At 58.7% G+C, this 26,791-nt stretch carries 23 protein-coding genes, 1 tRNA gene and 1 pseudogene; 20 read left to right on the forward strand and 5 right to left on the reverse strand.

Annotated elements, in window-relative coordinates:
- Positions 1 to 329: 329 nt before the first annotated feature.
- On the forward strand, positions 330 to 2,621 hold the full coding sequence (locus tag CKV89_RS03050) for a 6-phosphofructokinase (RefSeq protein ID WP_231935433.1): 2,292 nt from the start codon (positions 330 to 332) through the stop codon (positions 2,619 to 2,621).
- An 85-nt stretch (positions 2,622 to 2,706) separates the two neighbouring features.
- Here the strand turns inward: CKV89_RS03050 and acs are convergent.
- Positions 2,707 to 4,604 (reverse strand): annotated as a pseudogene (gene acs / locus CKV89_RS03055) (acetate--CoA ligase).
- Between the two features lie 202 nt (positions 4,605 to 4,806).
- Here acs and CKV89_RS11665 point away from each other — a divergent pair.
- The 18 genes from CKV89_RS11665 to CKV89_RS03145 all read left to right on the forward strand — a co-directional run bounded on the left by CKV89_RS11665 (position 4,807) and on the right by CKV89_RS03145 (position 22,653).
- Positions 4,807 to 5,652 carry a Fic family protein gene (locus CKV89_RS11665; protein WP_028327547.1) on the forward strand — a complete coding sequence of 282 codons (846 nt, stop codon included), beginning with the start codon at positions 4,807 to 4,809 and terminating at the stop codon, positions 5,650 to 5,652.
- Between the two features lie 490 nt (positions 5,653 to 6,142).
- Positions 6,143 to 6,901, forward strand: coding sequence for a hypothetical protein (locus CKV89_RS03070; protein ID WP_154657676.1), 759 nt, complete (start codon positions 6,143 to 6,145; stop codon positions 6,899 to 6,901).
- Complete coding sequence (locus tag CKV89_RS03075) at positions 6,898 to 8,208, forward strand: TadA family conjugal transfer-associated ATPase (protein ID WP_084441195.1); 1,311 nt, start codon at positions 6,898 to 6,900, stop codon at positions 8,206 to 8,208. The genes CKV89_RS03070 and CKV89_RS03075 overlap by 4 nt, the downstream gene beginning before the upstream one ends.
- Positions 8,205 to 8,405 (forward strand): hypothetical protein, encoded by a 201-nt coding sequence (locus CKV89_RS03080; protein ID WP_028327549.1) that lies wholly within the window; start codon positions 8,205 to 8,207, stop codon positions 8,403 to 8,405. Before CKV89_RS03075 ends, CKV89_RS03080 begins: the two co-directional genes overlap by 4 nt.
- A gap of 54 nt (positions 8,406 to 8,459) precedes the next feature.
- Entirely contained in the window at positions 8,460 to 8,912 is a 453-nt protein-coding gene (locus CKV89_RS03085; protein WP_231935472.1) for a type II secretion system F family protein, read from the forward strand.
- Positions 8,909 to 9,460 carry a type II secretion system F family protein gene (locus CKV89_RS03090; protein WP_051277642.1) on the forward strand — a complete coding sequence of 184 codons (552 nt, stop codon included), beginning with the start codon at positions 8,909 to 8,911 and terminating at the stop codon, positions 9,458 to 9,460. Before CKV89_RS03085 ends, CKV89_RS03090 begins: the two co-directional genes overlap by 4 nt.
- Before the next feature lie 167 nt (positions 9,461 to 9,627).
- On the forward strand, positions 9,628 to 9,900 hold the full coding sequence (locus CKV89_RS12600; RefSeq protein WP_324603353.1) for a DUF4244 domain-containing protein: 273 nt from the start codon (positions 9,628 to 9,630) through the stop codon (positions 9,898 to 9,900).
- 8 nt (positions 9,901 to 9,908) lie between these two features.
- A complete protein-coding gene (locus CKV89_RS11670) occupies positions 9,909 to 10,340 on the forward strand; it encodes a TadE family type IV pilus minor pilin (protein ID WP_154657677.1) in 432 nt (143 codons plus the stop codon).
- Positions 10,341 to 10,345: 5 nt separating this feature from the next.
- Positions 10,346 to 10,732: an Rv3654c family TadE-like protein gene (locus CKV89_RS03100; protein WP_084441200.1), complete on the forward strand. Its 387-nt coding sequence runs from the start codon at positions 10,346 to 10,348 to the stop codon at positions 10,730 to 10,732.
- 545 nt (positions 10,733 to 11,277) lie between these two features.
- A complete protein-coding gene (locus CKV89_RS03105) occupies positions 11,278 to 11,988 on the forward strand; it encodes a GAF and ANTAR domain-containing protein (protein WP_051277643.1) in 711 nt (236 codons plus the stop codon).
- A 41-nt stretch (positions 11,989 to 12,029) separates the two neighbouring features.
- Positions 12,030 to 13,535: a DUF7059 domain-containing protein gene (locus CKV89_RS03110; RefSeq protein WP_084441250.1), complete on the forward strand. Its 1,506-nt coding sequence runs from the start codon at positions 12,030 to 12,032 to the stop codon at positions 13,533 to 13,535.
- Between the two features lie 215 nt (positions 13,536 to 13,750).
- The gene (topA, locus tag CKV89_RS03115; protein WP_028327554.1) at positions 13,751 to 16,537 is read left to right on the forward strand and encodes a type I DNA topoisomerase; all 2,787 of its coding nucleotides are present in this window, start codon (positions 13,751 to 13,753) and stop codon (positions 16,535 to 16,537) included.
- Positions 16,538 to 16,674: 137 nt separating this feature from the next.
- On the forward strand, positions 16,675 to 18,252 hold the full coding sequence (locus CKV89_RS12485; protein ID WP_084441201.1) for a GAF domain-containing protein: 1,578 nt from the start codon (positions 16,675 to 16,677) through the stop codon (positions 18,250 to 18,252).
- Positions 18,253 to 18,372: 120 nt separating this feature from the next.
- Complete coding sequence (locus tag CKV89_RS03125; protein ID WP_028327556.1) at positions 18,373 to 18,555, forward strand: putative motility protein; 183 nt, start codon at positions 18,373 to 18,375, stop codon at positions 18,553 to 18,555.
- 106 nt (positions 18,556 to 18,661) lie between these two features.
- The gene (tmk, locus tag CKV89_RS03130; RefSeq protein ID WP_231935434.1) at positions 18,662 to 19,339 is read left to right on the forward strand and encodes a dTMP kinase; all 678 of its coding nucleotides are present in this window, start codon (positions 18,662 to 18,664) and stop codon (positions 19,337 to 19,339) included.
- On the forward strand, positions 19,336 to 20,484 hold the full coding sequence (locus CKV89_RS03135; RefSeq protein WP_028327557.1) for a DNA polymerase III subunit delta': 1,149 nt from the start codon (positions 19,336 to 19,338) through the stop codon (positions 20,482 to 20,484). Before tmk ends, CKV89_RS03135 begins: the two co-directional genes overlap by 4 nt.
- Before the next feature lie 298 nt (positions 20,485 to 20,782).
- Entirely contained in the window at positions 20,783 to 22,354 is a 1,572-nt protein-coding gene (locus CKV89_RS03140) for an alpha/beta hydrolase (RefSeq protein ID WP_157728074.1), read from the forward strand.
- Between the two features lie 223 nt (positions 22,355 to 22,577).
- Positions 22,578 to 22,653: transfer RNA gene (locus tag CKV89_RS03145), tRNA-Thr, on the forward strand.
- 371 nt (positions 22,654 to 23,024) lie between these two features.
- On the opposite strand, the gene CKV89_RS03150 is transcribed toward CKV89_RS03145, so the two are convergent.
- From CKV89_RS03150 to CKV89_RS03165, 4 genes are all read right to left on the reverse strand, one after another.
- Positions 23,025 to 23,891 carry a cation diffusion facilitator family transporter gene (locus tag CKV89_RS03150; protein WP_051277677.1) on the reverse strand — a complete coding sequence of 289 codons (867 nt, stop codon included), beginning with the start codon at positions 23,889 to 23,891 and terminating at the stop codon, positions 23,025 to 23,027.
- A 191-nt stretch (positions 23,892 to 24,082) separates the two neighbouring features.
- A complete protein-coding gene (locus CKV89_RS03155; protein WP_028327559.1) occupies positions 24,083 to 24,448 on the reverse strand; it encodes an ArsR/SmtB family transcription factor in 366 nt (121 codons plus the stop codon).
- Positions 24,449 to 24,565: 117 nt separating this feature from the next.
- Positions 24,566 to 25,099, reverse strand: coding sequence for a GNAT family N-acetyltransferase (locus CKV89_RS03160; protein ID WP_084441254.1), 534 nt, complete (start codon positions 25,097 to 25,099; stop codon positions 24,566 to 24,568).
- 50 nt (positions 25,100 to 25,149) lie between these two features.
- A complete protein-coding gene (locus CKV89_RS03165; RefSeq protein WP_028327561.1) occupies positions 25,150 to 26,208 on the reverse strand; it encodes a CobW family GTP-binding protein in 1,059 nt (352 codons plus the stop codon).
- 106 nt (positions 26,209 to 26,314) lie between these two features.
- Between CKV89_RS03165 and CKV89_RS03170 the strand changes: the two genes are divergently transcribed.
- The gene (locus CKV89_RS03170) at positions 26,315 to 26,782 is read left to right on the forward strand and encodes an SRPBCC family protein (protein ID WP_028327562.1); all 468 of its coding nucleotides are present in this window, start codon (positions 26,315 to 26,317) and stop codon (positions 26,780 to 26,782) included.
- Positions 26,783 to 26,791: the final 9 nt, after the last annotated feature.

Raw genomic sequence — 26,791 nt, forward strand, 5'->3', positions numbered from 1 at the left:
CTCGTTTGTGAGCCAATCGGTGCAGTTCCATCGATCCGTAGGAGCCCGGGCGCACAACTCTGCGAGGGACGTCAAGCGGACGAACCGAAGCGTCTGCATACAAGTCTGATCAATACTGACAATAACGAGTCAAACCACCTCCGGCGAGTACATGGACCCGCCATCCCACACACAGTGCCCCTCCTCAGACACAACAAGACTCGCCCCAACACCCAAACCCCAACACCCCGCGCGCCCCCACCGCACAAATACCCGTCTAACTCCACCTGCACAAGAGAACATAGAAACCAGACAACACCCGGTCCACGCCGCAGCGGAACGAGATAGCAGTGAACACAAACCAACACGACCCCCACACCGACACCCCTTGCCGCATCGCCATCCTCACCAGCGGGGGAGACGCCCAAGGCATGAACGCTGCCGTCCGGGCTGTAGTCCGTACCGCCATCCACGCCGGCGCTGAGGTTTACGCCATCTGGGAGGGATACCAAGGCGCAGTCGAAGGCACCATCACCCCCATCCAATGGGACGACGTCGGCGGCACCCTCGCCAAAGGCGGCACCATCATCGGCACCGCACGCTCAGCCGACTTCCGCACCCGAGAAGGTATGCGCCGCGCCGCCAAGAACCTCCTACAACTGGGCATCGACCGCATCGTCGCCATCGGCGGCGACGGATCACTCGCCGGAACACACGCATTCCGCCACCACTGGCCCGAACTACTCGAAGAACTCCTCGCCGCCGGAGAAATCGACCAAAGCACCGCAAAAGCACACCCCGCACTCATGGTCGCTGGCCTGGTCGGCTCCATCGACAACGACCTCATCGGCAGCGACATGACCATCGGTGCTGACTCCGCCATGCACCGCATCCTCGAAGCCATCGATGCGATCTCCTCCACCGCTGCCAGCCATCAACGCACCTTCGTCATCGAAGTCATGGGTCGCCACTGCGGCTACCTGCCTCTCTTTGCCGCCATCGCCGGTGGCTGCGACTACGTCTTCGTCCCTGAAGCACCACCTGAACCCGGATGGGAAAACGACCTCGCCACAAAAATTCGCGACGGCCGTGCCGCAGGCCGTCGCGACAGCCTCATCCTTGTCGCAGAAGGAGCCCAAGAACGCGACGGCACCCCCATCACCTGCGAGCGCGTCCAAGCCGCAATCCACGACACAACAGGCGAAGACGCAAAAATCACCATCCTCGGACACGTTCAACGAGGCGGAACCCCCAGCGCCTACGACCGATGGATGTCCACCCTGCTTGGCTACGCCGCTGCACAAGAAGTCCTCGAAGCAACCCCTGACCAACCTGCCCACATCATCGGAGTCCGATCAGGGCGCATCGCCCGCATCGACCTTGTCGAAGCCGTCACGGCCACCGGCAACATCGCAGCCACTGTTGCCGCAGGCAACTACAGCGACGCCGTTCGTGCCCGCGGAACCGAATTCCTCGAAGGCGTCGAACTGTTCCGTCGTCTCTCGCGCCCTGAAGACGGCCCTCGTGAAGACCGGCCCGGCTATGGAAAACGCCTAGCCATCATGCACATTGGTGGCCTCGCTCCTGGCATGAACGCTGCCGCCCGAGCCGCTGTCCGGTTAGGCATGCAGCGCGGGCTGACCGTTCTAGGAATTACCGGCGGTGTGCCTGGTCTGCTCGATGATGACATCCATGAACGTTCCTGGGCTGACGTCGATTCATGGGTTGGTCTTGGAGGCGCTGAACTTGGTGTCCGACGCATGGTGCCTGACCTTGAACACCTCTACGCCATCTCCCGCACCCTGGAAAAGCATGATGTCGATGCCCTCATGCTTATCGGTGGATACAACGCCTATCTCACTGCCCACCGCATGCTCACCGAATCCGAACGCTACCCAGCACTCGCCATCCCGATCATGTGCGTGCCAGCCAGCATCGATAACAATCTGCCTTTCTCTGAACTCTCAATTGGTTCAGACTCTGCCCTAAACCGCGCTATCTGGGCACTCGATGCCATCAAAGAATCCGGCACCGCCTCGCAGCGTTGCTTCGTCACCGAAACCATGGGCCGTAAATGCGGTTATCTGGCTCTCATGGCAGGCATTGCTACGGGTGCTGAGCGTGTCTACCTTCACGAAGAAGGAGTCACTCTTGATGACCTCACCCGCGACGTTAAACACATGAATGCCGCTTTCAAAGACGGACGACGTCTCTTCCTAGCAATCCGCAACGAACGTGCTAACGAACGCTACACAGCTGATTTCATGGCCCGTTTGTTTGAGCAAGAAGCACACGGTCTCTATGACGTTCGCACTGCTGTCCTTGGTCACATTCAGCAAGGCGGCAGCCCATCTAGCAATGACCGTATTCTTGCTGCCCGGCTCATTGGGGGAGCAATCCGCGACATTGTCGAGCAGCTCTCAGCAGGTCGTCACGAAGGCCGTTGCGTCGGGTTGATTGAAGGTGAAGTTCGTCTTAACCGTCTGGACCGCATCATGGAACATCTCGATGTCGTTAATCGCAGGCCCAAAGAACAATGGTGGATGGGGCTGCGTCCAGTCATCACTGCGCTCTCTGACCCTGATGCGGTGTGGAGCGGAGAACACATTCCGGTGCTGCGTGAACGGCCGATCAATTCGTGAAGCTGCCGTTGCAGAAGGAGTGAGCAGGCATGAGCGTTGTTCATGCCTGCTCACTCCTTCTGCAACAGTGCTTACCAAAGTGTGCTTACTGTGATCGTGAGCGCATGTTGGTGCTGATGAACTCCATCACGGAGGAATCTGCCAGAGTCGTGACGTCACCGACTTCGCGGTTCTCTGCCACATCGCGCAGCAGTCGACGCATGATTTTTCCTGAGCGTGTTTTTGGCAGTTCAGAAACCACCATGATCGATTTCGGTTTTGCGATTGCGCCGATTTCTTTGCCCACGTGCGCGCGCAGCTGCTCAACGAGACTCTTTTCGTCCGATCCATCTACCCCTGCGCGCAAGATTACGAATGCGACGACAGCCTGACCGGTCATCTCGTCTGTGGCTCCGACTACGGCAGCTTCTGCCACTGCGTCATGGCTGACTAAAGCCGACTCAATCTCAGAAGTGGAGAGTCGGTGTCCGGAGACGTTCATGACGTCGTCGACGCGGCCAAGAATCCAGATGTTTCCGTTGGCGTCTTTCTTAGCTCCATCTCCGGCGAAGTACATACCTTCAAAACGTGACCAGTAGGTATCGATATAGCGCTGTGTATCTCCCCAGATTCCGCGGGCCATGGATGGCCACGGTTTGGTGATGACGAGGAATCCTTGGGTTCCGTCTTCAACGGGTTGGGCCATGTCGTCGAGGATCTTTACTTCGATGCCGGGGATGGGGTGTTGGGCGCTACCTGGTTCCAGGGTGGTGATGCCGGGCAGGGGAGAGATCATGATGGCGCCGGTTTCTGTTTGCCACCATGTATCGACGATGGGGGCTGTGTTTGCGCCGATGTGTTCGCGGTACCAACGCCATGCTTCTGGGTTGATTGGTTCGCCGACGCTGCCTAGAAGACGAATGCTGGAAAGGTCGAAAGCGGAGGGGATGTCGTCCCCCCATTTCATGGCTGCACGTACTGCTGTTGGTGCGGTGTAGAGGATGGTGACTTTGTAGTCCTGGATGATTTGCCACCAGCGCCCTTGGTGTGGGGTGTCGGGGGTTCCTTCGTACATGACTTGTGTGGCCCCTAGGGCTAGAGGGCCGTAGGTGAGGTATGAGTGGCCGGTGACCCAGCCGATGTCGGCGGTGCACCAGTACACGTCTGTACCTGGGTGGATGTCGTGGACGATGGCTGAGGTGTAGGCGCATTGGGTGAGGTATCCGCCGCTGGTGTGGAAGATGCCTTTAGGTTTTCCCGTGGTGCCGGAGGTGTAGAGGATGTAGAGGGGATGTTCGGAGGGAACCCAGGTGGGTTCGCAGTCGGTGGAGGCTGTTGTGACTGTTTCGTGCCACCACAGGTCGCGGTTTTCTTGCATGTCAATGTTGGTGTCGCAGCGGTTGACGACGAGGACTTTCTCGACAGTTGTTTCGCCCGTGAGTGCTTCGTCTACGGCGGGTTTGAGTGGGCTGGGTTTTCCGCGGCGGAACCCTGCGTCGGCGGTAACTACGACTTTTGCTCCGGCATCGGCGATTCGAGATCGGAGTGCGTCGCTGGAAAGCCGCCGAAGACGACTGTGTGAGGTGCGCCGAGTCGGGCGCAGGCCAGCATGGTGATGATGGCTTCGGGAATCATGGGCAGGTAGATAGCCACGACGTCGCCTTTGCCGATTCCTAGGCTGGTGAGTGTGTTGGCGGCCTTGCATACTTCGTTTTTGAGGTCGCCGTAGGTGATGTCGCGGGTGTCGCCGGGTTCGCCGATGAAGTGGATGGCGATGCGGTCTGCGTTGCCAGCTTCGATGTGTCGGTCTAGGCAGTTGTAAGAAACGTTGAGTTCACCATCGCTGAACCATTGGGCAAATGGTGGGTTGCTCCAGTCGAGGACGTTTTCGAAGTCTTTGTGCCAGGTGATGAAGGTTCGGGCTTGCTGTGCCCAAAACGCCTCAAAGTCGTTTTCTGCCTGTCGGTAGAGGTTTGCGTGGGCGTTGGGTGCCTCGGTTGCCACTGGGTTCTCCTATGTCCGTGAGGCGACCGGGGTGTTGTGTGTCGCCGGTGTGCCTCGACGAGGTCGGATGACACAACGCAGGCACGCCGGATAGGTGTCGTTGCAGGACAGTGTGTTTCGTCTTGCTTGTGACACTTTTCACGCGCCTCGTTGCACGTGAGAGCGAGAATAGCCCGCCGAACCACGGCGTTAGGGTCTAAACGTGTCGCAGATCCCCCTACTTGTTGCAGAGGCAGCTTCGCTGCCTGAGTTGCGTTCCCAGGTGGCCCAGGCAGCTGGTGCGTGTTCGCGGCTTCGGTTTCATGAAGGTTTGCGCCGACATTTACCGGAGATCATGTTTGAGTCGCGTGTTCGTGGTGCGCATGGGTCGGCTGCGCTTTCTGAAGGTCGTGCTTCTGTGGATCGGGTTCGGCAGTTGTCGGCTCCGGGGGCGTTGTGGCCTCCTACTACCGACCCGTCGAATCGGGTTACTCGTGCGGCGATTGCTTTGACGGCTGAGGTTGACCGGTTGGATAGCAAATTTGAGGGTGCGCCGCGTCAGGCGGTGGCGCGGTTGCATGCGGTGGCGGGTAATGCGCTTGCGGTGGGGCAGGTTGGTCGTACGCGGGTGGCGGGGGAGGGGTGCAGTGAGTTGCTTGGCGCGTTAGGTCGTGAGCCGGAGGCTGATGATGCGCGCGCTAGTTTATTTGCGCTGCTTAATGAGTTTCGGCAAGGGGTTGCGTCGCCGGTGTTGTTGGCGGCGCTTGTGCATGGTGAGGTGCTGCGCTCTAGGCCGTTTCCATGTGCGAATGGGCTTCTTGGGCGGGCGTTGGAGCGATTGTTGTTGCGTTCGCGTCATGTGGATTCCACGCGTGCAGTGGTGCCTGAGGCTGGGCATTTCGCGATGGGGGTGGATGACTATTTCGCGGCTGCTGCGGCGTATGCGCGCTCTAGAGATAGGGGTGACATGGATGGTGTTGTGGTTTGGGTGCAGCACTGTTGTCACGCTATTGCTCACGGTGCTGCTGAGGGGGGTCGGGTTGCTGATGCTGCGCGGGCTGCTCTGTGACTCGGCCTGGACGACGGTGACATTTATTTGCGCAAAAATAAATGCGTGTTGATGTTGCGTCAGTAGATTCACGTGTTTCGGCGGTAGATATCCGTCACTAAAAAACAAGAAAAAAAGGAAAATCCCCAGATCACAACGGTATTCTCGACAGTAGTAAGGAAGAAGCAACGACAGGGTCAGGTAACTGCCAAGGCGTTACAGGTTCATGCAAACTTTTTTCCGCGCCCCGTTGCATACCGTCGCCAAGCTCGACACAATAAATGCAGCGCTCCCTTCGGGTCGTAGCGCGGCGCACCAGCTCCTCCCCCCCCGGGGCTAGGCGCGTTCCTTGGTGAGTCCCCGCTGTCCCCCCAGCGGGGACTCACCCATTTACCGGGAAAAACACCGCAAAACCGCCGTCTATCCACAACACCCCACCTGCCCGCCCCACAATCCACAAACCCCACTCAACCAACACCGCTGCCCACCCTCATGCCGACACGATGACGACATGAGCGGAAAAGCACCCACCATCGCCTTCACCGGCGCCTCCGGCGGCATCGGCACCTCATGCCTCCTCGCCGCCACCGCCGTCGCCGCTTCCGCCGCCGGATACCGTGTCGCCTGCATCGACCGTGACACAGCAGGAGGCGGCCTAGACACTATCTTCGGGCTCGACCACCTGCCCGGCGCACGCTGGCCCGATCTGCTCGGCGCACATGGCCACCTACCTGCCGACCTCCTCATGCGCGAACTGCCCAACGAAAAAAACATCTGGGTGCTCTCTCACTCCAACGACCTCATCACCGACATCCCAGAGGAAGCCGACCACACCACCCTCGAAGCACTCACCACCGGAACCGACCTCGTTCTCATCGACGCCGGCCGCCCCCGCCCAGCACCACCCACCGACGACACCACCTGCCACACCACCACCCTTGACCCCCGCCCCTGGCACGGAGCCGACCACATCGTCCTGCTCGTCGGCCACAGCCCTCAATCCCTCGCCGCAGCAACAGCCATCACCCACACAGCCCCTGAAACCGGCCCCACCTGGTGGCTAGCCCAACGCACCCCTAAAGGAGCCACCCACCTACCCGAAACCGTCCAATCCACCCTCGGACTAGCCCTAGCTGCCCGCGTCACCGACGACCCCCGCTGCAACCGCGACCTCCTCCACGGCGAACCACCAGGACAACGAGGACACCTCGCCAAAGCAGCAAACCATCTCCTGAGCACCCTTCTCACCCAAGGACACCTAGCCACATGAGCGCCCCCACCACATCCACCAGCATCTGGAACCACATCCGCGCCGGCCGAGGCCCCACAGCCGCACGTGTCGACGCCGTCGCCCACGACGAAAGCCGCCTGCTAGGAGAACAGGGCGCCGCCCGCACCCGAGACGCCCTACGGGCCGCCACCCTCGGACTTGGCCCCCTCGAACCCCTCCTGACCACGCCCGGCGTCACCGACATCCTCGTCAACGGCACCGACACCGTATGGATCGACCGAGGAAACGGCCTCGAAACCACCGACATAGAGATCGGCGACCCTGACGCAGTCCGCCGACTGGCAGTGCGCCTTGCCGGTCTAGCCGACCGCCGCCTCGACGAAGCCAGCCCATACGTCGACGGCCTCCTGCCCGGCGGAATCCGACTCCACGCCGTCCTACCTCCCCTCGTCGACTCTGCCGCACACATCAGCCTGCGCATCCCCCGCGCCGACGTAGTCTCCCTTGAACGCCTCGTAGCCCTCGGATCTATGCCACCTGAATGGGCCGACATCCTGCGCGCCATCGTCGCTGCTCGCTGTTCCTTCGTCGTTTCCGGCGGCACCGGCACCGGAAAAACAACCATCCTCGCCTCACTCCTGGCCCAAGCTCGGCCCGACGAACGCATTCTCGTCGTCGAAGACGTCCGCGAACTAGCCGTCCATCACCCCCACGTCGTACGCATGCAAGCCCGCCCAGCCAACGTTGAAGGCGCCGGCGCCGTCGATATGGTCGCCCTTGTCCGCCAATCCCTGCGCATGCGCCCCGACCGCCTCGTCGTCGGTGAAGTCCGCGGCGCCGAAGTCCGCGAAATGCTCACCGCACTCAATACCGGGCACGAAGGAGGCAGCGGCACCATCCACGCCAACAGCGCCCACGACGTCATCACCCGCTTCGAAGCACTCGGCGCACTTGCCGGAATGACCCCAGCTGCCGTCCGCGCCCAGCTCGGATCAGCCCTGTCCGTTGTCATTCACCTACGCCGCACACCTACCCACCGCATCGTCGAAAGCATCGGCCTCCTCCACACCGAAAACGACGAACTCCACGTCCGCACTGCGCTACGCAACCCCCACCTGAGCGACACCCCCAACCAACACCCCACCCCCCACACGCCCCGCGGAGCCCAAGAACCAGGCTGGACCCTCCTGCAAGAACTCCTTGCCGAACACCTCACCCCTACACCGCTGCCTGAGACACCCGCCACTCCCACACCCCCCACCCCGGCAGCGCCCACCTCACGACCCCAACGTCCAACCCCAGCAATACCCCTCACCAACCCCACCTGGCTCAGGAGAACCCCATGATCTCTGCCTGGATACCCGCGCTGCTCACCGCAGCGGCCATCACCCTCTGGCCCACCCAACATCCCACCAACACCCACCCCAACCACATCCCGACCTCGCCGCGACACGCTTTCACCGCCTGGAAAAAACAACGTCATAGAGACAGTCACACGGGAATCGAAAAAGACCTCCTCAACGTTGTTGAAGCACTCAGCTGAGCCCTTCGCGCAGGCCTACCACCAGCAGCAGCCCTGGCACTAGCCAGAGAAGGCATCACCGGCAAACTCGGTAACGCCCTGACCACCGTCGAACACCGCGCACGTATGGGAGAAGGCCTCGCCGCAGGCTGGAGCGAAGCCGCACGCCGCATCAACAACCCTGAACTAGCACTCCTGGCCCGAGCCTGGTCTCTCTCCGAAGAAACAGGAACCCCCCTGGCCGAGGCAGCCCACACCGCTACCCGCGTACTGCGCGACCGCCGCGACCAACGCGAACGCACACGCTCAGCCATCGCCGGCGCCAAAGCCACGATGACACTTCTTACCCTCTTACCCGCAACAGGACCCCTGCTAGGCCTGCTCCTGGGCGTGGACCTTCTCCACGTCTACAGCACTAACCCCCTCGTCTGGGCAGCCCTGGCAGCTGGCATCATCCTCATCCTTATCGGCCGCACCTGGGTCAACCACCTCATCACCCACACGCTTGCAGGACCGGTACTCACATGACCCTCGTCATCGCCACCCTCACCGCCTTAGCCCTCCTCGCCTGGCCCACCCACAACCGCCACTTACAAGCCCTCGCGCGTCACACCCAAACCACCCAGAACACAGCACCCCCAGTTGGTGCCGACGCACTCGCAGGTACTGTCCTGCTCCTTGCCATGACTCTACGTAGCGGCAAAGGAGTCATCGAATCCCTCGAAGCGGTCGGCACCAGACAACACGATGCGATTGGTGCTCACCTACTCTCTGTGGCTTCAGCTCTCCGTTGGGGAGTGCCTGATCGCGAAGCGTGGGCAGCGCTGCCTGAGGCTTGGACTCCCGTTGCTCGCGCTTTCCTCCTGGCTCGCCGCGCAGGCGTCGCCCCGGCAGACCTTCTCTTGCGCGTTGCCGATGACCTTCGACAAGCCGAGCAAGCCCGCCTAGAACTAGCCACCGCCAAACTCGCAGTCCGAGTTGTTCTCCCCTTGGGGCTTGCCTTTCTTCCCGCCTTCATCTTCACCACGGTCGTCCCCATCGTCATCGCCATCACCGGAGACGTCCTCAGCCATTAAGGCTCTCCAGCGCCTTCGGATGTGCACAACCCGCCCCGCTATCCCCAGAGACAACTAAGCCCAACCTCCCAACGCCCCGCGCAACCAACCATGGACTTTGTGCCCATCGCGTTGGGCACAAGAAAATTCCGCGGCCACCGCTGCACAACCCATATCAGGAGAACACCATGACCCTCGCACCTGCCGAGACCACCACGATCCGCTCCCGTCTCGACCAGGCCATGGCCACTAGCGCTGCCACGGTCACTACCTACGTCCACTGCACCGTCGAACGCTTCCGCAACCGCGATGACGCAGGCATGACCACCGCTGAATACGCCGTCGGCATCCTCGCTGCCGTTGCATTCGCCGGTGTTCTCCTGGCCATTGTCAAGTCCGGAACTATCCAGGCGGAGCTGCAGAAAGTAATTACCGGCGCTATCAAATCCAAGGGCAAGTGAATTAACCGATGAAAAGCACCGCGCAGGACCTCAACCACACAAATCAACGCGATGCTGGTTACAGCACCGCTGAACTGGCGTTGGCCACACCCGCCGTGATGATTCTCGTTACCGTGGTTGCGGTCCTGCTCGGTGTTCTTATGGATCAGGTGCGATGCATTGATGCCGCCCGTTCTGGCGCGCGTGCTCTGGCGCGTGGCGACAACGCAGCTGTGGCTGTTCGCCTAGCTGAACAAACTGCGCCGACGGGATCTCGTATCAGTGTTGCGCGAGGCAAAGAAATGCGGGTGACTGTTACTGCTCCCGCTCGTGTCGCATGGGTTCAGCAGCTTCGCGCTGGTGCTAGCGCCAGCGCTCCAGATGAATCGGTAGGTATTTCTGGTCGTCGTCTCGGCTCGGCAGCTCTTCCTACTGATATTTCGTGGCTGGGTCAGGTGTGAATTCGATGCTGACTCAATCGTCGAGGAAAGCTGCTGTTGATGCACGGGATCGTGGCTCAGGCACGGTTCTCGTCCTTGGGATTGTTGGATTAGTTATCACGGTGTTTTTGGCTTGGGTGGTGGTTGGCGCTGCCGTCATTGCTTCGCATCGTGCGACTGCCGCTGCGGATCTTGCTGCTGTAGGGGCGGCTAAGTCTCTTGTTCTTGGTGGTTCTGGAGCCGATGCGTGCCGTCGAGGTCGCAGTATTGCTCAGAAGAATGATGCGCGTCTGTCTTCCTGCCGGGTGAGTGGGAAAGAGGTGGCGGTGACAGCTGTCGTTAACTTGTCTGGTTCATTGCCGCGTTTTGGTTTTTATCAGGCCCGAGCTGAAGCGCGGGCAGGTGTTCGCTGAGTTGGAGCCGGGGATGAACTGTGGTTGGTGGGGACGTTTGAGTCAGATGTTTTCTTTGTGAGACGAGGCAGAGAAGCTGCTGAGGCAGCGAATGTGGGTGGTGTTTTGGGGTGCGATTTTGGTGGCCGCTTGGTGCTGTCGGCTACCGAATCGTAAACTTCGTTGGTCGTCGTGTCTGGTGGTGCTGGTCGTCGCCGGTGGCCAGTTGGTCTGTTTACGTTGGAATTCCAGCGTTGCGGCAGTGTGTGGAGCGTGTGTTTTTTCTCATTCGTTCGTGCGGTGTCGAGTGTATGACCGTTCGACGGCTATTGATTTGAGTGGTCAAGCCTCTGTGCCACTCCCGCTTCGTGATGAGGGAGTTCTCCTCGTGCCTGTCGGGCTGTTTTTGTGGCCGGGCGTAGGGCTGCGACTGGTGTGCGCAGAGCCGCGACTGGTGTTTCGGCTGTTGCTTTCCGTCGGTGCCCGTAGGTGGCCGGGTGCAGGAGACCGTGTCACGAAGGCACAGACTGCGGTTTGCGCAGTGCATCAGGAGTCTCTTTTCAGGTATGGGCACTTTCGATTTCGCTGAGTTTGCGTTGGAACTTTCGTCGGCGGACGGCACAAGAGGGGCGTTGCGCACCGCTTTGGAGACGATCCGGGAGGTCGTTGAAGCTGAGCGTGGTGGCGCAATGTTGGTTGTTAAACGTCATGTAGAGGCTGCGGAGGCTGATGATGAGTTGGCTTCTCAGGCTGATCGGTTGCAGCTGGATTTGGAGTCGGGGCCGTGTTTGGAGGCCATCGGTGATGAGGCTGTGTATTTGATTGTCGATACGTTGACGGATCCGCGGTGGGAGCCGTGGTGTCGTGGGTTGGCGCAGTTGGGTATCCGAAGCGTGTTGTCGCTGCGGTTGGCGACGTTGAATGGAACTTTGGGAGCGCTGAATCTCTATCACTCGGTTCCTGGTGCTTTTGGGGAGTCTCATGGTGTAGTCGGGGCAAGACTGGCCTCGCAAGCCTCGGTTGCGATTGCTGCGACGAAAACAGAGGAGGGGCTTCGTGAGGCGATGGCTGGGCGGCATGTGATCGGTTTAGCCCAGGGCATTTTGATGGAGCGGTTTGGGCTGGATGAGGAGGCCGCTTTTTCGGTGCTTCGGCGGTATTCACAGGATCTGAATTTGAAGTTGCGGGTAGTGGCGCAGGAATTGGTTAAGAGCAGGGCGTTGCCGTCGTTGGATGCGCAGGGGCGTCATCGTCCGACGGAGGGAGGTCGTGCATGAGTGGTAGGTGAGGGTGGGGTGAGCCGTGGTGAACTGTGTGCATGAGTTTTGTTCCGCCGGTTGTCGTTCCTGAGTTGGTTGTTGCTTTGCGCGCTGATTTGTTGGCGTGTGATTTCACGGTTGAGGGCGTGGAGTCATATTTGGGGACGATGGCTTCGGCTGCGTTGCGGCGTGGTGAGGTGTTGCCTGCGGAGTTGAAGACTCGTGAATGTGGTGGCGCCACGGGTGTGGTCGTGCGGTTATTTACGTTGGGTATGGAGGTGGATTTCGCAGAGGTTGACGCTGCTCTTCCTTCTGTTGGTGGGGATGGCTTGCTTCGGTTGGGGTTGGTGCGTCGTGCGGGTGCGGCGTTGCAGGCAGGGGTGGACCTTCGTCCGTATGGTGACGAGGAGAATGTGTGGTGGGTGGTTTCGGATGTGACTGGTGCTTTGGGGTCTGGGCCGTTGGCTACGGATCATGTGGTGGGTGTCGGTGGCGCGTCGGTGACGTTGGCGCAGTGGACGTCGCGTCCGCGGGTTGGTCGTGCTTTGGATTTGGGGACGGGTAGTGGGGTGCAGGCGTTGCATTTGGGTGCGCATGCCGATGAGGTGGTGGTGACGGATGTGTCGGAGCGGGCGTTGGCGTTTGCGCGTTTTACGGCGGCTTTGGCTGGTGTTGAGTGGGATGTGCGCTGTGGTTCGTTGTTTGAGCCGGTGGAGGGGGAGCGGTTCGATTTGGTGGTGTGTAATCCGCCGTATGTGATTACGCCGAGGGTGGCTGGGGTGCCGGTATTTGAGTATCGGGATGGTGGTTTGGCGGGGGATTCGGTGATGAAGACATTGGTGGGGCAGGTTGGTGATTTTTTGAATCCGGGTGGGGTTGCTCATTTCATTGGGAATTGGGAGATTCCACAAGGTCAGGTGTGGTCGGATCGGCTGCAGGAGTGGTTGGCTGGGACGGGGCTGGATGCGTGGGTGGTGCAAAGAGACGTGCAGGATCCGGCGGAGTATGCCTCAACGTGGGCGCGTGATGGTGGGCTTGTTCCCGGCTCGTATCAGTATGAGTCGTTGTATTCGGCGTGGTTGGAAGATTTTGCTCAGCGTGGCGTGGAGGGGATTGGTTTTGGGGTGGTGATGTTGGCTCGTTCTGTGCGTGAGCGTGAACCATTCCGGGATTTGGTGGAGGTGCGTGGGCCGGTGTCGTTGCCGATGGGGGAGTCGGTGCGGGATGGTTTGGCGGTCCGTGCGCGTTTGGCGGAGTTGGATGATGAGGCTTTGTTGGAGGTGCGTTTGAAGGTTGCTGGCGATGTGACGATTGAGAAGCACATGTTGCCTGGTTGTGGTGACCCTGCGGCGATTGTGGTGCGTCAGGGAGGATCGTTGCGTCGTGCGTTGGGTGTTTCGCCGCAAGTGTGTGCGGTGGTGGATGTGGCTGATGGTGATTTGACGTTGCGACAGTCACTAGTAGCGATTGCGGCTTTGATGGATGAGTCTGTGGAACAGGTGTGTTCTGAGGCGTTGCCGGTGGTGCGTGAGCTTGTGGCAGGTGGTTTTCTGCGTCTGTCTTGACGTGTTTGTGCGGTGTATGCGCTCTACTGTGAGTGCAGTTGTGTGGTTTGTGAGCGTGTCGCCGCAGTGTCTGCGGGGGTGCGAAGGCGTTACGGTCGTTGCGCGTTGATTAGTCGTGGCGTTGTTTCGTCCGGGGGCGCGTGTGTTGTGTCTTGATGTGTTTGTGAGAAGACCTGAAGTGTTCGTGAGAAGTTTCTGCGGGAAGTGGGAAGTGGATCGTGGCTGAGTCTGGGACCAAGTTGGTCATCGTGGAGTCGCCTGCTAAGGCGAAGACGATCGCCGGGTATCTCGGTGCTGGTTTCGAGGTTGAGGCCTCGGTGGGGCACATTCGCGATTTGCCGACGCCGAGTCAGTTGCCGCCTGCGGAGAAGAAAGGGCCGTTCGGGAAGTTCGCGGTCGATGTAGAGAATGGTTTTGCTCCGTATTACGTGGTGTCTTCGGAGAAGAAGACGAAGGTTGCGGAGCTGAAGCGGTTGTTGCGCTCTGCTGATGAGTTGTATCTCGCTACCGATGAGGATCGGGAGGGCGAAGCGATTGCGTGGCACTTGTTGGAGGTGCTGAAGCCGAAGGTTCCGGTTAAGCGCATGGTGTTCCATGAGATCACCAAGGATGCGATTACGAAGGCTGTGCAGAACACGCGTGATCTTGATCATGACTTGGTGGATGCGCAGGAGTCGCGTCGGATTTTGGATCGCTTGTACGGGTATGAGGTTTCGCCGGTGTTGTGGCGCAAGGTGCGTCCGGGGCTGTCTGCTGGGCGTGTCCAGTCGGTGTCGACGCGTTTGGTGGTTGAGCGTGAACGTGAGCGTATGGCGTTTGTGGTGGCGAATTATTGGGATGCGTCTGCGCGTTTTGTGACGCGTTCGGGTGGTGGGGAGGATTTCACGGCGAAGTTGACGGGCGTGGGTGGCGTTCGGGTGGCTTCGGGGCGTGATTTTTCTGATGCCGGTGAGCTGACGGGCAAGGGTGTTCGTCATTTGGGTGAGGTAGAGGCTCAGGCTATTGCGTCTGCGGTTTCCGGTGGTGTGGGGACGGTGACTTCAGTTCAGGAGAAGCCGTATACGCGTCGTCCTGCGGCGCCGTTCACGACGTCGACTTTGCAGCAGGAGGCGGGGCGTAAGTTGCGCTTGAGTAGCCGTAATGCGATGCGGGTTGCGCAGCGGCTGTATGAGAACGGCTACATCACGTATATGCGTACGGATTCGACGACGTTGTCGGAGTCGGCGTTGTCTGCTGCGCGTGGTCAGGCGCGGGATATGTATGGGGCTGAGTTCGTTCCGGATAAGCCGCGTCGGTATGAGAAAAAGGTGAAGAACGCGCAGGAGGCGCACGAGGCGATTCGTCCAGCGGGTGATGTTTTCCGTACTCCTGCTCAGGTGGCGGGGCAGTTGACGGGTGAGGATTTTGCTCTGTATGAGCTGATTTGGAAGCGGACGGTCGCTTCACAGATGGCTGATGCTCGTGGGTCAACGGCTTCGTTGCGGGTGTCGGTGCCGGTTGCTGATGTTGAGGTTGCTGGCGAGTCTGTTGAATCGGCGGAGTTTTCGGCTAGTGGAACAGTGATTACGTTCCGGGGGTTTTTGGCTGCTTATGAGGAGGGCCGGGATGAGGACCGTCGGGGGGCTGTTGAGCACAGCGCGGAGCGTCGTTTGCCGAAGTTGGGTGAGGGCGTTGAGTTGGATTGTGCTGATGCTCAAGCTGAGGGGCATCAGACAAACCCGCCTGCGAGGTATACCGAAGCTACGTTGGTTAAGGCGATGGAGGAGCTGGGCATTGGGCGCCCATCGACGTATGCGGCGACTGTAGCGACGATCCAGGATCGTGGCTATGTCAATAGTCGTGGTCAGGCTTTGGTTCCTACGTGGTTGGCGTTTGCGGTGACGCGACTGTTGGAGGAGCATTTTCCGACGCTGGTGGACTATCAGTTCACGGCGCGGATGGAGGAAGACCTCGATGCTATTGCTAGTGGCGATGAGGGTCGGGTTGAGTGGCTAACGCAGTTCTATTTCGGCAACGATGGTGCGGTTTCGGATGACCGTGAGCCGCATGAAGGGTTGGCGGAGCTAGTTGCGAACCTTGGCGAGATTGATGCGAAAGGAATTTCGACCATTGATCTCGGTGAGGGCATGGTGGTGCGTGTGGGGCGGTACGGCCCGTACGTAGAAGAAGTTGCCTCTGCAGATGGAGAGCCAGTTGACGGCGCTTCGGGGGAGGGGGATTCCTCGAAGCGGGGACGTCGCGCCACGGTGAATGATGACATCGCTCCGGATGAGATGACTCCGCAGAAAGCGCGTGAGTTGTTGGAGTTGGCTGCTGATGATGGCAGGGAGCTAGGCAAGGATCCGCAGACGGGTCACATGATTGTGGCGAAGTCTGGCCGGTTTGGCCCGTACGTGAGTGAGATTTTGCCTGAGCCTGAAGAGGGTACCCCGAAGTCTAAGCAGCCTAAGCCACGGACAGCGAGTTTGTTCCGGTCGATGAATTTGGCGACGGTGAGCCTTGATGAGGCGTTGAAGTTGTTGTCTTTGCCGAGGGTGGTTGGTGTCGATCCGGATAGTGGCGAGGAGATCACGGCGCAGAATGGCCGCTACGGGCCGTATCTGAAGAAGGAGAAGGATTCTCGTTCTTTGGATACGGAGGATCAGATCTTCACAGTGACGTTGGAAGAGGCGTTGGCTTTGTACGCGCAGCCCAAGCGGCGGGGGCGCGCGGCGGCTAGGCCTCCGATTGCTGATCTTGGTCCTGATCCGGTGACGGGTAAGAACGTAGTGGTCAAGGAGGGTCGTTTTGGTCCGTATGTGACTGATGGGGAGACCAATGCGACGTTGCGTAGTGGCGATGATCCGGAAACGATCACTGCTGAGCGTGGTTTTGAGTTGTTGGCGGAGAAGCGGGCTAAGGGTCCGGTGACGCGTAAGCGGACTACTGCGAAGAAAGCGCCGGCGAAGAAGTCCACCGCGAAGAAAACAACCACAAAGAAAGCTGCTCCTAAGAAAGCCTGATGTTTCTTAGCTGGCCCGGGGTGTAGTTCGCTCTGGGCCAGCTTGTGTTTGTGTGTTTTAAAGACTGGGTGGGTGCGGTCGATCTGTCGAGGTAGATCGGCGCAGGGTTGTCGATCTGTTTTGTGATCCTTGCGTGAATGGAGTTCACCGTGATCTTCGGCAGAGCGGCTGGGACGCGTGTGTCCCTGCAGACAGATACACATGAAGAAGAGCTACGTGGATATGTTGAAGCTCTGCAGATCTTGGTGGACAAGGTTGCTGGTGCGCGTAGCGGTGATGATGTTTTCCGGGTGGCGTTGGAAACGATTCGTGACAGTTTCCATTTGTTATACGGGTCGGTGTGGGTGATAGATCCGAAAGAGAAGGTTTTGAAGCTTCGGATGGAGTCGGGGAGTTTGTCGGATCGGTTCGCCCCGGTGACGCGGGGGGCGGCGTTTTCTTCGGGGAGTGGGTTGGCGGGGCGTGCGTGGAGTCAGCGTGAGTTGATTTTTGAACCGGATTTGCGTGTGGTGAGTGATTGTCCGCGTGCGCAGATTGCGTATGAGAGTGGTGTGAGGTCGGCGGTGGCGTTCCCGTTGTTTAGGGAGGGGCAGATCGTGGCGACGATGGATTTTATGGCTGATGAGGAACATACGCCGGGGTTGGTGCGGCTGCAGGTGTTGCGTTGTGTGGCCAAGTTGGTGTCACAGGCGTTGGAGCGGGTGTTGGATTCTGAGCGTCGGGTGGAGATGCAAAGTGATATGGCCGCTATCAATGCGGTGGTGAAGAAAACGAATGAGTCTTCGAGTGAGCGGGAGACGATTCGGGCAACTCTTGACACGGTGCGGGCGCAGTTTGGTTGGGAGTATGGCTCGTATTGGGAGGTGGATTCTGCTGACAATACGTTGAAGAACAAGTACGAGTCGGGTTCTGCAGGTGAAGAGTTCCGTGAGGTGACGCGTAAAGCGAGTTTTGCGCGCGGGGTGGGAGTGGCTGGTCGTACGTGGAGTACGCGTGATCTGGTGTTTGAACCTGATTTGGGTTTGGTGACTGACTGTGTGCGTGCTCCTGCGGCGCAGCGTGCGGGGGTGAAGTCGGGTGTGTCTCTTCCCATCATTGTTGAGGGTGAGGTCATCGGGACGATGGACTTCTTCACGACCAAGGATGTTGATCTTACGGAGGATCGGGCCTCGGCGTTGCGTAATACGGCGTTCCTTGTTTCGAGTGCGTTGGAGCGTATTCGTGATGCGGATCGCACGAAGGACGCTGGTGAGGAGCTTTTGAGTTCGATCACGGAGGTGGAGCGGAATGTGGTTGCAGCCTCGAATGTCGCTGCTGAGGCGCAACGGCTGACCGATGAAGCATCCCGGATTGTGGCTAATCTCAATCAGTCGTCGAACGAGATCGGCAATGTGATGAACACCATTACATCGATTGCCGAGCAGACGAATCTTTTGGCGTTGAATGCCACGATCGAGGCTGCTCGGGCGGGTGAGGCCGGCAAGGGGTTTGCAGTGGTCGCCAATGAGGTGAAGGAACTGTCGCGCGAGACGAGTACTGCGACTGAAGAGGTTGGAGCAAAGGTGTCGGCGATTCAGGCTGACGCGCAGTCGGTGGTTCAGGCGTTGGTGCAGGTGAAGTCGACTGTGGAGCAGATCAATGATGCGCAGAATGTCATCTCTGGTGTGTTGACCGAGCAGAGTGCTGTGACGCGTAGTGTGCTTGGCCAGGGTTGATGTGCTGGTGATGTGTTCGGGACATCTGTCCGGAACTTCTCACGGCGGTGGGATGGATGCCGATGAGGGTAGTGGCTACTCCGATACGACGGATGTGGCTACGGAGGGAAGGACAACGATATGGACATCGCACTGGCGCAAAGCATCATGATGCAGCGGTCCGCGGCGACCTACTCGGAAGCCCAGGTTTCCCTGCTCAAGAAGGCAATGGACAGTGAATCGTCCACTGCGGTGCAGCTGCTTAGCTCGATGCCGCTGGCTACCGAGGGCAACGTGGGGCGCAACATCAACACGTATGCCTGAGGTGTGACTGTTGGCTGTGAAGGGACCGAGGCGCGGATAGCGCTTCGGTCCCTTTTGGCTGGGGCTGCAGCTTTTGTTGGGGGTGTTCGCAACTAGGCTGGCCTTCATGGCGATGGGGACTGATCAGGGCTGTGTTGGCGCGGGACGCGATGTAGGCCGCGGGCTGTTTGTGGTGTTTGAAGGTGGAGATGGAGCGGGGAAGTCTACGCAGGTTGCGCGTCTGGTGGAGGCGTTATCTGCGCGGGGGGAGCGCGTTGTTGCGACTCGTGAGCCTGGTGGGACTGCTGTGGGGGCGCAGATTCGTCAGGTGCTTTTGCATGGGCAGGAGGTCGCTCCTGCGGCGGAGGCGTTGTTGTTCGCCGCTGATCGAGCGCAGCATGTGCAGACAGTGATTCGTCCTGCGTTGGCTGCAGGGGCGGTGGTGGTGTGCGATCGCTACGTGGATTCGACTTTTGCGTATCAGGGGGCTCGTGATGACCTTGATGTGGAGGATTTGCGCGGGTTGGTTGCGTATGCCACGGGTGGTTTGGTGCCTGATGTGACGGTTCTTTTGGATGTGTCTGCTCAGGTGGGTGCGGCTCGTCTTGGGGGAGACCGGGATCGGATTGAGGCGGAACCGGATAGTTTTCATCAGGCTGTTCGTGATGGGTTTCTTGAGCGTGCTCGCTGCGCGCCGCAGCGTTATCTGGTTCTTGATGCTGCTGCGCCTGTTGATGAGATAGCTGATGCTGTGTTGGGCCGTGTGGAAAGTCTGTTGGGTGAGCGTCGGGGGGAGCGCGGGTGACTGTTTGGGATGACTTGGTGGGGCAGGAGGCTGCGGTTGAGGTTTTGAAGCGGGCGGTTGTTGATCCGACTGCTATGACGCATGCGTGGCTTTTTACCGGGCCTCCTGGCTCTGGGCGTTCTAATGCTGCTCGGGCTTTTGCTGCGGCTTTGCAATGTCCTAATGGCGGGTGTGGTGGGTGTGTTGAATGTCGCACTGCGATTGCTGGCACTCATGCGGATGTGAAGGTTGTTGCGACCGAGGGGTTGACTATCCAGGTTCATGATGCGCGTGATCTTGCTCATGAATCGGCGCATCTGCCCTCGGTGGGGCAGTGGCGAATTGTGGTGATTGAGGACGCGGATCGGCTTACTGAGCGTGCGGCAGATGCGCTTTTGAAGGCTATTGAGGAGCCTGGTCCGGCGACGGTGTGGGTTTTGTGTGCGCCTTCTCTTGAGGACGTGATTGTGACGTTGCGTTCGCGCAGTAGGCATGTTCGTTTGCGCACTCCACCGGTGGGGGCGGTGGCGGAGCTTCTTGTGCGGCGTGATGGTGTGGACCCGGTGCTTGCTGCGGATGCGGCGCGTGCTGCTCAGTCGCATATTGGGTTGGCGCGGCGTTTGGCGCGGGATGAGGGTGCGCGGACTCGGCGTCGTGAGACGGTGAAGATGGCTACCCGAATTCATAGTGTTGCTGACGCGATTAGCGCTGCGGCTGATTTGGCGTCGATTGCTACAGACGAGGCTGGCGCAGATGGGGGTGAGCGTGATCGTCGTGAAAAAGAGAAGTTGTTGGTTACGCTTGGTGCTGATCCCGCTGCGCGTACGCAGCCTGCGCATGTTCGTGCGCAGGTGAACGCGCTGGAAAAAGAACAGAAAACTCGGGCTACACGCCGGAATCGGGATGTTATCGATCGCTCACTGATTGATCTTCAGTCCATTTATCGGGATGCTTTCGTGGTTGCGATGGGCGAACCGGTTTCTCTTGTTAATGAGGATCTTCGTTCTGATGTGATCGCTCTCTCTCAGGCAGTAAAAGCAGAGTGGTTGCTTGCTGCGATGGACGCGATTATGGCGGCACGAGAGAGAATTGCTGCCAATGTTCCGCCTTTGCTTGCGCTTGAGGCGATGTTGGTGCAGCTGCGGGTTCCAGCCCTGGACAAGTGAATTTTGTCTTGGTTGAAGGAGTGCCTTTCCTAAGTAAATGTGGGACGAGATGATGCCACGTTGAGGAGCCGATACGGTGTAAGGAAACGGGGCGTTTCGTTGAGTAGAAAGACTCGCCCTATCCCTCACAAAGTCGAGCAGTGATCGAGAAGGCGCCCCCACGCCTGCCCGGCGCTCCTGCCGACGCTAAGTAGCCCAATGAACAGGAGTCATGCACGTGAGGACAGCCAGAATGCGAACAGTGGCGGTTGCCGGCGCGGTGGCGTTGGCTCTCGCCGGGTGTCAAAAAGCTGACACTGTGACTGACGGGTCCAAGAATGGCAATGGTTCTGCTTCGAGCTCACATGTTGGTGAGCAGAACGACCAGGGCAATTCGCAAGGGAAACAGCCCGGCAATGGTTCCCAAAACGGTGCTGCTCAGGCTCCCGCTACGGGTGATGCCAGGCTTTCGAAGTTTTATACGCAGAAGCCTGTGTGGGAGACGTGCTCTGATAATTCTGAGGGCGCATCGGCTAAGTGTGCATGGGTAAAGGTTCCGATTGATTATTCAAAGCCGGATGGGAAAACCGTTAAGCTGCGCGTCCTGAAAGTTGCGGCTAATGGCGCAAAGAATGGTCAGGCTCCGCGAGGGGCGTTGCTGGTTAACCCAGGTGGTCCGGGAGCTTCAGCTACGCAGTATGCGATGATGGCTGACTTTATTGTTTCTGGAACTATTCGGAAGAATTACGACATCGTTGGTTTCGATCCTCGCGGGGTTGGAAAATCGTCGCCAATGAAGTGTCTTGATGATGCATCAATGGATGCGGTAATGGGTGCTGACCCAACTCCGGATGATCAACGAGAAATAGAAATCGCTTATGGCGGTTTGGCGAAAATGGGCAAGGGATGCCAGCAGAAATATCCCGATTTGGTTGGGCACGTTTCGACAGCAGAAGCTGCGCGGGACATGGATGTGGTTCGTTCCGTTTTGGGCCAGCCTAAGCTGAACTATTTGGGCAAGTCGTACGGCACGTATCTCGGGGCAACGTATGCAGGATTGTTCCCTAAGAATGTCGGGAACATGATTCTCGATGGTGTTATGCCCCCTGACTTGACCTCTGAGCAGGTCAGCTTGGGTCAAGCTGCTGGGTTTGAGTCGGCAACGCGTGCGTGGGCGAAGTCATGTACTTCTTCTGGGAAATGCCCGCTCGGTAATGACGTCGAATCTGTCATGAAAGGCCTGAAAGACTTTTTCAAGCAGCTTGACTCAAAGCCTTTGCCGGTTAGTGGTAACCCGCGCATTAAGGAATTGACTGAAGGCTGGGCAACGATTGGTGTTGCGCAAGCCATGTACACGAAGACCTACTGGGACACCCTCACTGAGGCGCTTCAGTCGGCCAAGGATGGCGATGGGACGCCGCTGTTTGCTTTGGCTTCGGAGTACGCCAGCCGTGATGACAACGGCGAGTACGAGAACAACACGATGCAGGTCATCAATGCAGTGAACTGCTTGGATCGTGGTGCTCAGCGATGGGATGAAGCGCAGCTGAAGTCCAAGAAGGCCGAGTTCGAGTCGAAGGCTCCGGTGTGGGGTGGCATGATGTCTTTCGGCGGAAATTCGTGTGCCGCGTGGCCGGTCCCGGCTACGGGTAAGATAGACAAGGTTTCCGCGCAAGGAAGCGGTCCGATTGTGGTCATCGGCACTACTCGTGATCCTGCTACGCCCTACGAATGGGCTAAGCGGCTTCATGATCAGCTGTCGAACAGTCGCCTCATTTCACATGAGGGAGACGGTCACACGGCTTACAAGACGGGCAGCAGTTGCGTGGACCAGGCGGTTGATGGGTATCTTATGAATGGCACACCGCCCAAGGACGGCCTCTCCTGCTGATCACCCACCCCCAGTACGGGGAGGCCTAGGACGTTCCGCCCGGAACTGCAACTGGGTTGAGGCGCTACCACCCGCGCCTCCCCTGGTCGCCGCCGCTCCACCCGGCCTGCGACCAGCACTCCGGGCGGGGCGTCCGCTTTTTTGTCCTGGTGAGATGGGTGCCTCCGGTCGATTCGGAGTTTGCGCCCTTCACCTTGTACAGTGATTAAGCGCTTCGGCCTACGCCGCCTTAGCTCAGTCGGCAGAGCGATTCACTCGTAATGAATAGGTCGTCGGTTCGATTCCGACAGGCGGCTCCAGCAACACCCTCCACTTCGTGGAGGGTGTTTTTGTGTGTTGCGATCTTTGTAGAAGCCTCTTATCACTTTTCGCCAAAAGCGAACGTAGAAGTGCTGTCTCTATGGGGTGTGAGTATTTCGGGTTTTCAGGCGGTGAGATCTGCCCGATAAGGCCAATCACCTATGTGGCTTTCATGGCGCTCAAGGCCTCTTGGAGGCCGTGTGGCTGGCTTTCTGCACGATTTGTTGTCGATGTGCGGTTGTGCCTCTCGTGCTGCTGGGTAATCCTGCTGAAGATGTTCATCTATGGCGAACAAACGCCGGGCTCCCATAAGAGCCCGGCGGAGTGCCTAGAGTGCTTTCGCTAGAGAGCATGACTTCAAAGGTGTCTATTAATGAACATGCTCAGCGTGTCCTCCTGCTACGGAGGCTGCTTCAAGCTGGAAAGTGCAGTGCTCCACTGCAATACCGTGATGAGAGTTCAAGCACATGGACAGATTCATCAGGACACGTTGGCTGTGGCCATTGAAAAAACAATCGTCATCGAGAACCACATGGGCGCTCAAACGCGGAAGCCCCGTGGCTACTGTGCTGGCGTGTAAGTCGTGGACTTCACGTACATGGGGTTGCTCCAAAATATGCGCCCGAACAGCCTCCAGATCTAGCCCGTCGGGAGTGCTTTCAAGCAAGATCGATCCTGACTCCCGCAATAACGCCACAGCGCGTGGCACGATCAGCGCTGCGACGAATAAACCTGCGATGGAATCAGCGAGTGTCCAGCCGGTGAAATAAAGAAGAACCCCAGCTAAGAGCACCGCTACCGACCCGAGAGCATCGTTAGCAACCTCCAGAAATGCCGCCTTCATGTTGAGATTGCTGTCTCGGCCTCCCAAAAGGACAAGAAGCGAAGCGAAGTTAGCGAGCAAGCCAAGCAGCCCAATGACAGCCAGGCCGTGCGAAGAAACCGGGGGAGGGTCGATAAGGCGCATGAGGCCCTCGTAGACGGCGTAACCGCCTACCAGAAGCAAAATGAATGCCTGCGCTGCCGAAGCGATGACCTCTGCGCGTTTTAGGCCCCATGTGTGGCGTGCGCTGGGTGGGCGGCTCATGAGCGTAGCTGCAGTAGCAGCCATGGCCAGGCCCAGGGTGTCTGTGAGCATGTGTGCTGCATCCACGAGCAGAGCAAGAGAGTCAAGAAGCGCAGCGCCTATCGCTTCAATAGCAAGTACAGAGCCGGTGATGCATAACGCGATGAGGATGCGTGTGCGATTTGTGTGGCTGTCAGCGTGTGAGTGCGAGTGTCCGTGGGAATGGCCATGGCCATGGCTGTGGCCGTGGTCGTGGGATTCTGTGTCAGCTTTTTGACGCCGCCGAGCACTCCGGCTGGCAAGGCAAGGGGGTTGAGCATGCTCATGGGCATGAAGGTGCACATGGCAGTGCCCGTGGCCGTTCATGCGTTGGCCTCCGCTGCTCTGGGATCAGTGATGGCCCCAAGGGTGTCAATGAGGCTTTCGGCGGCATGTAGTAAAGATCGGGTCAGCTCAGGTGCGGCAAGGGAGTAGTAGGTAGAGCGTCCTTCGTGGCGGATGTGCAGTAGACGGCTTTGTCGCATGCAGGCGATATGCGCAGACACCGTCGACTGGGCCAAACCAAGATGATTCACCAGCTCGACTACGCGCTGATCGCCCAGGAGAAGGTGGCGGATGATGGTTAGCCGGGTGCGGTCTGCGAAAGAGCGGAAGATGAGAACTGCAGTGGTGTCAGCTTCTGAGTGGCTGGTTGACGGTGAAGATGATGCGATGGGTGCCGATGTCATGCGGTGACCATAGAGGCGGCCTCACCCTAAAGGGTGAAAGATTTTCCACAGATTGAGCGCGACTGAGATCGAAATACGGACAACTTTTCCCGGTGATTCGCCTGCCGGAGAAAGGAACTAACTCACGATCGGACTGCGCCGCTCCAACAACAACACATCACGCCACTGCCCCTTACGTGCCCCGAAAGGCATCTTCCCCACACGCTCATACACGCCCACCTGACGAAAACCCAACGACTCGTGCAAAGCAATACTGGCCGTATTCTCCGGAAACACCAGACCAAGCAAAGTCCACGTCCCACCAGCTTCAGTGCGCCGAATGAACTCGCCCAACAACCCCTTGCCTACCCCACGGCCCCGCGCAGAAGAACGCACATAAAGACTATGTTCAACAACCCCCAGATAAATGGGCCGGGCAAAGGCATGAATACCCCACGCCACCGCCAGGCAATCACCACTGGCGTCATCAACAGCAGCCAGGCAGTAGGGCGCGATCTTATGAGCGACAAACGTCTCCCAGTCCGGAGCAGCCGACGCAAAACTCGCGTTCTCTGTATCGATCCCCTCCTGATACGCAACACGACCACCGCGCTCCCACAACTCTCGCGATAAAGGAGCAACATGCCAATCAGCACGTGAGATTTGCGTCATAGAGCCAGTGTGCTGGGCATACACAGCAACAGGTGCACTGTGGGCGGCACTCACCGCGTAAACCGATCAAACCGGTGCAGCTCTGCTCCCTGGCAAACCCTCCCATCAGACAGGCAGCCACGCAGCGCGGACTCCACCTCCCGACGCACGCCCTCCTGCGCCAACCCTGGACCAATCACCACCAGCTGAGTCCGGCTCTCCTGACCCTCAGGAACACGAAAACGCTCAAAACCGAACCAATCACCCACGGCCTGAACCGTGTAATCACGATGCCCGCGACGACTCACATGCACCCGCCCTTTAACGCGATACGCACCCGCAGAACGATTTTCAAGAAAATGAATCAACCGGGTCGGATCTACAGGCATTGACGAATCCACACTGACCGAAGAAAAACCAGCATGCCCATGATCGTGATGGTCATGACCACGCTCGCCATGACGCTGCTCAGCAAGAAAATCCGCAAACGAAAGCTGCCCAGTCGGCTCCTCATGCTCACCAGGATCAAATAGAAGCTCCGGATCAACACGGCCAAACATGGTGTGCACCACAGGGGTTGTCGGCGCATGCGCAGCCACAACCGCATCGAGCCGCTCACGAGCACCAGCATCCTGAGCAATCTGGTCAGACTTGTTAATGACCAACAGCGAAGCAACCCGCAAATGATCAATAGCCACCGGAGCTGGATCAGGACTTCCCACCTCTGGCGTAGCCCAATCAGCCGCATCCAAAATCTCTACAACCCCACCAAAACGCACCGTAGAAACACTCGAAGAAAGCACCATCCGCGCCAGCTCACGAGGCTCAGCAAGCCCAGAAGCCTCGATAAGAATCACATCCAAATCAAGTGAAGGCGCAGCTAAATCAGCAAGAGCACGATCCAAATCGCCCGGATCAGCCAAACAACACAAACATCCACCAGAAAAAGTGGCCTTGGCATCCACTTGACCCTGGATAAGAAACGCATCCACGTTGATGTCACCAAAATCGTTGACAATAACGCCTACACGTCCATGGCTTTGAGCAAGAATGTGGTTCAGCAAGGTGGTCTTGCCGCAGCCAAGCTTGCCGGACAACACCACCACCGGAAGAGCAGGACGTGTACGCATTGCCCTACCGTGCCATGCCCCAAGACCACACCCCATTCACCGGACACACCCCCACCCAAACCACCGATGGCGTTGCGTATTGCCCAAAATCTGTCAGGGTCAAAGGATGAGCGACGAGAAAAAAATCACAATCTCCCGAACCATCGATGCCTCCCCACAAGCCATCTTCGACATCCTGTCCAACCCCGCTCGCCACGCCGAGCTAGACGGAACCAACACCATCGTCTCCGACGACAAATCCGACCGAGTCACCGCAGTCGGAAACATATTCACGATGAACATGAATGCCGAACACATGGGCGGAGACTATAAAACCGACAACCACGTCGTCGGATACGACAAAGATCGCCTCATCGCATGGAAAACCGCACCAGCAGGCACCGAACCCAAAGGTTGGCAATGGATCTGGGAACTCACCCCCCAAAGCCAAGACCAAACCACCGTGACCCTGACCTACGACTGGTCAGCAGTCACCGACAAGGCACTGCTCAAAAAAATAACTTTCCCCGTTTTCCCACAAGAACAACTCGAAGCCAGCCTGGCTCATCTGGCCGAAACCGTCTCCGGCAGCTAACACCACAGC

The organism is Dermatophilus congolensis, from assembly GCF_900187045.1.
GTDB classification, from domain to species: domain Bacteria; phylum Actinomycetota; class Actinomycetes; order Actinomycetales; family Dermatophilaceae; genus Dermatophilus; species Dermatophilus congolensis.

Excerpts from the sequence above, each read along its gene's own strand:
- CKV89_RS03080 (WP_028327549.1), top strand. The coding sequence starts at position 8,205 with ATGATCTCTGCCTGGATACCCGCGCTGCTCACCGCAGCGGCCATCACC.
- CKV89_RS11670 (WP_154657677.1), top strand. The coding sequence starts at position 9,909 with ATGAAAAGCACCGCGCAGGACCTCAACCACACAAATCAACGCGATGCT.
- tmk (WP_231935434.1), top strand. The coding sequence starts at position 18,662 with ATGGCGATGGGGACTGATCAGGGCTGTGTTGGCGCGGGACGCGATGTA.
- CKV89_RS03075 (WP_084441195.1), top strand. The coding sequence starts at position 6,898 with ATGAGCGCCCCCACCACATCCACCAGCATCTGGAACCACATCCGCGCC.
- CKV89_RS03070 (WP_154657676.1), top strand. The coding sequence starts at position 6,143 with ATGAGCGGAAAAGCACCCACCATCGCCTTCACCGGCGCCTCCGGCGGC.
- CKV89_RS03100 (WP_084441200.1), top strand. The coding sequence starts at position 10,346 with ATGCTGACTCAATCGTCGAGGAAAGCTGCTGTTGATGCACGGGATCGT.
- CKV89_RS12485 (WP_084441201.1), top strand. The coding sequence starts at position 16,675 with ATGGAGTTCACCGTGATCTTCGGCAGAGCGGCTGGGACGCGTGTGTCC.
- CKV89_RS12600 (WP_324603353.1), top strand. The coding sequence starts at position 9,628 with ATGACCCTCGCACCTGCCGAGACCACCACGATCCGCTCCCGTCTCGAC.
- CKV89_RS03110 (WP_084441250.1), top strand. The coding sequence starts at position 12,030 with ATGAGTTTTGTTCCGCCGGTTGTCGTTCCTGAGTTGGTTGTTGCTTTG.
- CKV89_RS03125 (WP_028327556.1), top strand. The coding sequence starts at position 18,373 with ATGGACATCGCACTGGCGCAAAGCATCATGATGCAGCGGTCCGCGGCG.
- CKV89_RS03090 (WP_051277642.1), top strand. The coding sequence starts at position 8,909 with ATGACCCTCGTCATCGCCACCCTCACCGCCTTAGCCCTCCTCGCCTGG.
- CKV89_RS03105 (WP_051277643.1), top strand. The coding sequence starts at position 11,278 with ATGGGCACTTTCGATTTCGCTGAGTTTGCGTTGGAACTTTCGTCGGCG.
- CKV89_RS03155 (WP_028327559.1), bottom strand. The coding sequence starts at position 24,448 with ATGACATCGGCACCCATCGCATCATCTTCACCGTCAACCAGCCACTCA.
- CKV89_RS03170 (WP_028327562.1), top strand. The coding sequence starts at position 26,315 with ATGAGCGACGAGAAAAAAATCACAATCTCCCGAACCATCGATGCCTCC.
- CKV89_RS03160 (WP_084441254.1), bottom strand. The coding sequence starts at position 25,099 with ATGACGCAAATCTCACGTGCTGATTGGCATGTTGCTCCTTTATCGCGA.
- CKV89_RS03165 (WP_028327561.1), bottom strand. The coding sequence starts at position 26,208 with ATGCGTACACGTCCTGCTCTTCCGGTGGTGGTGTTGTCCGGCAAGCTT.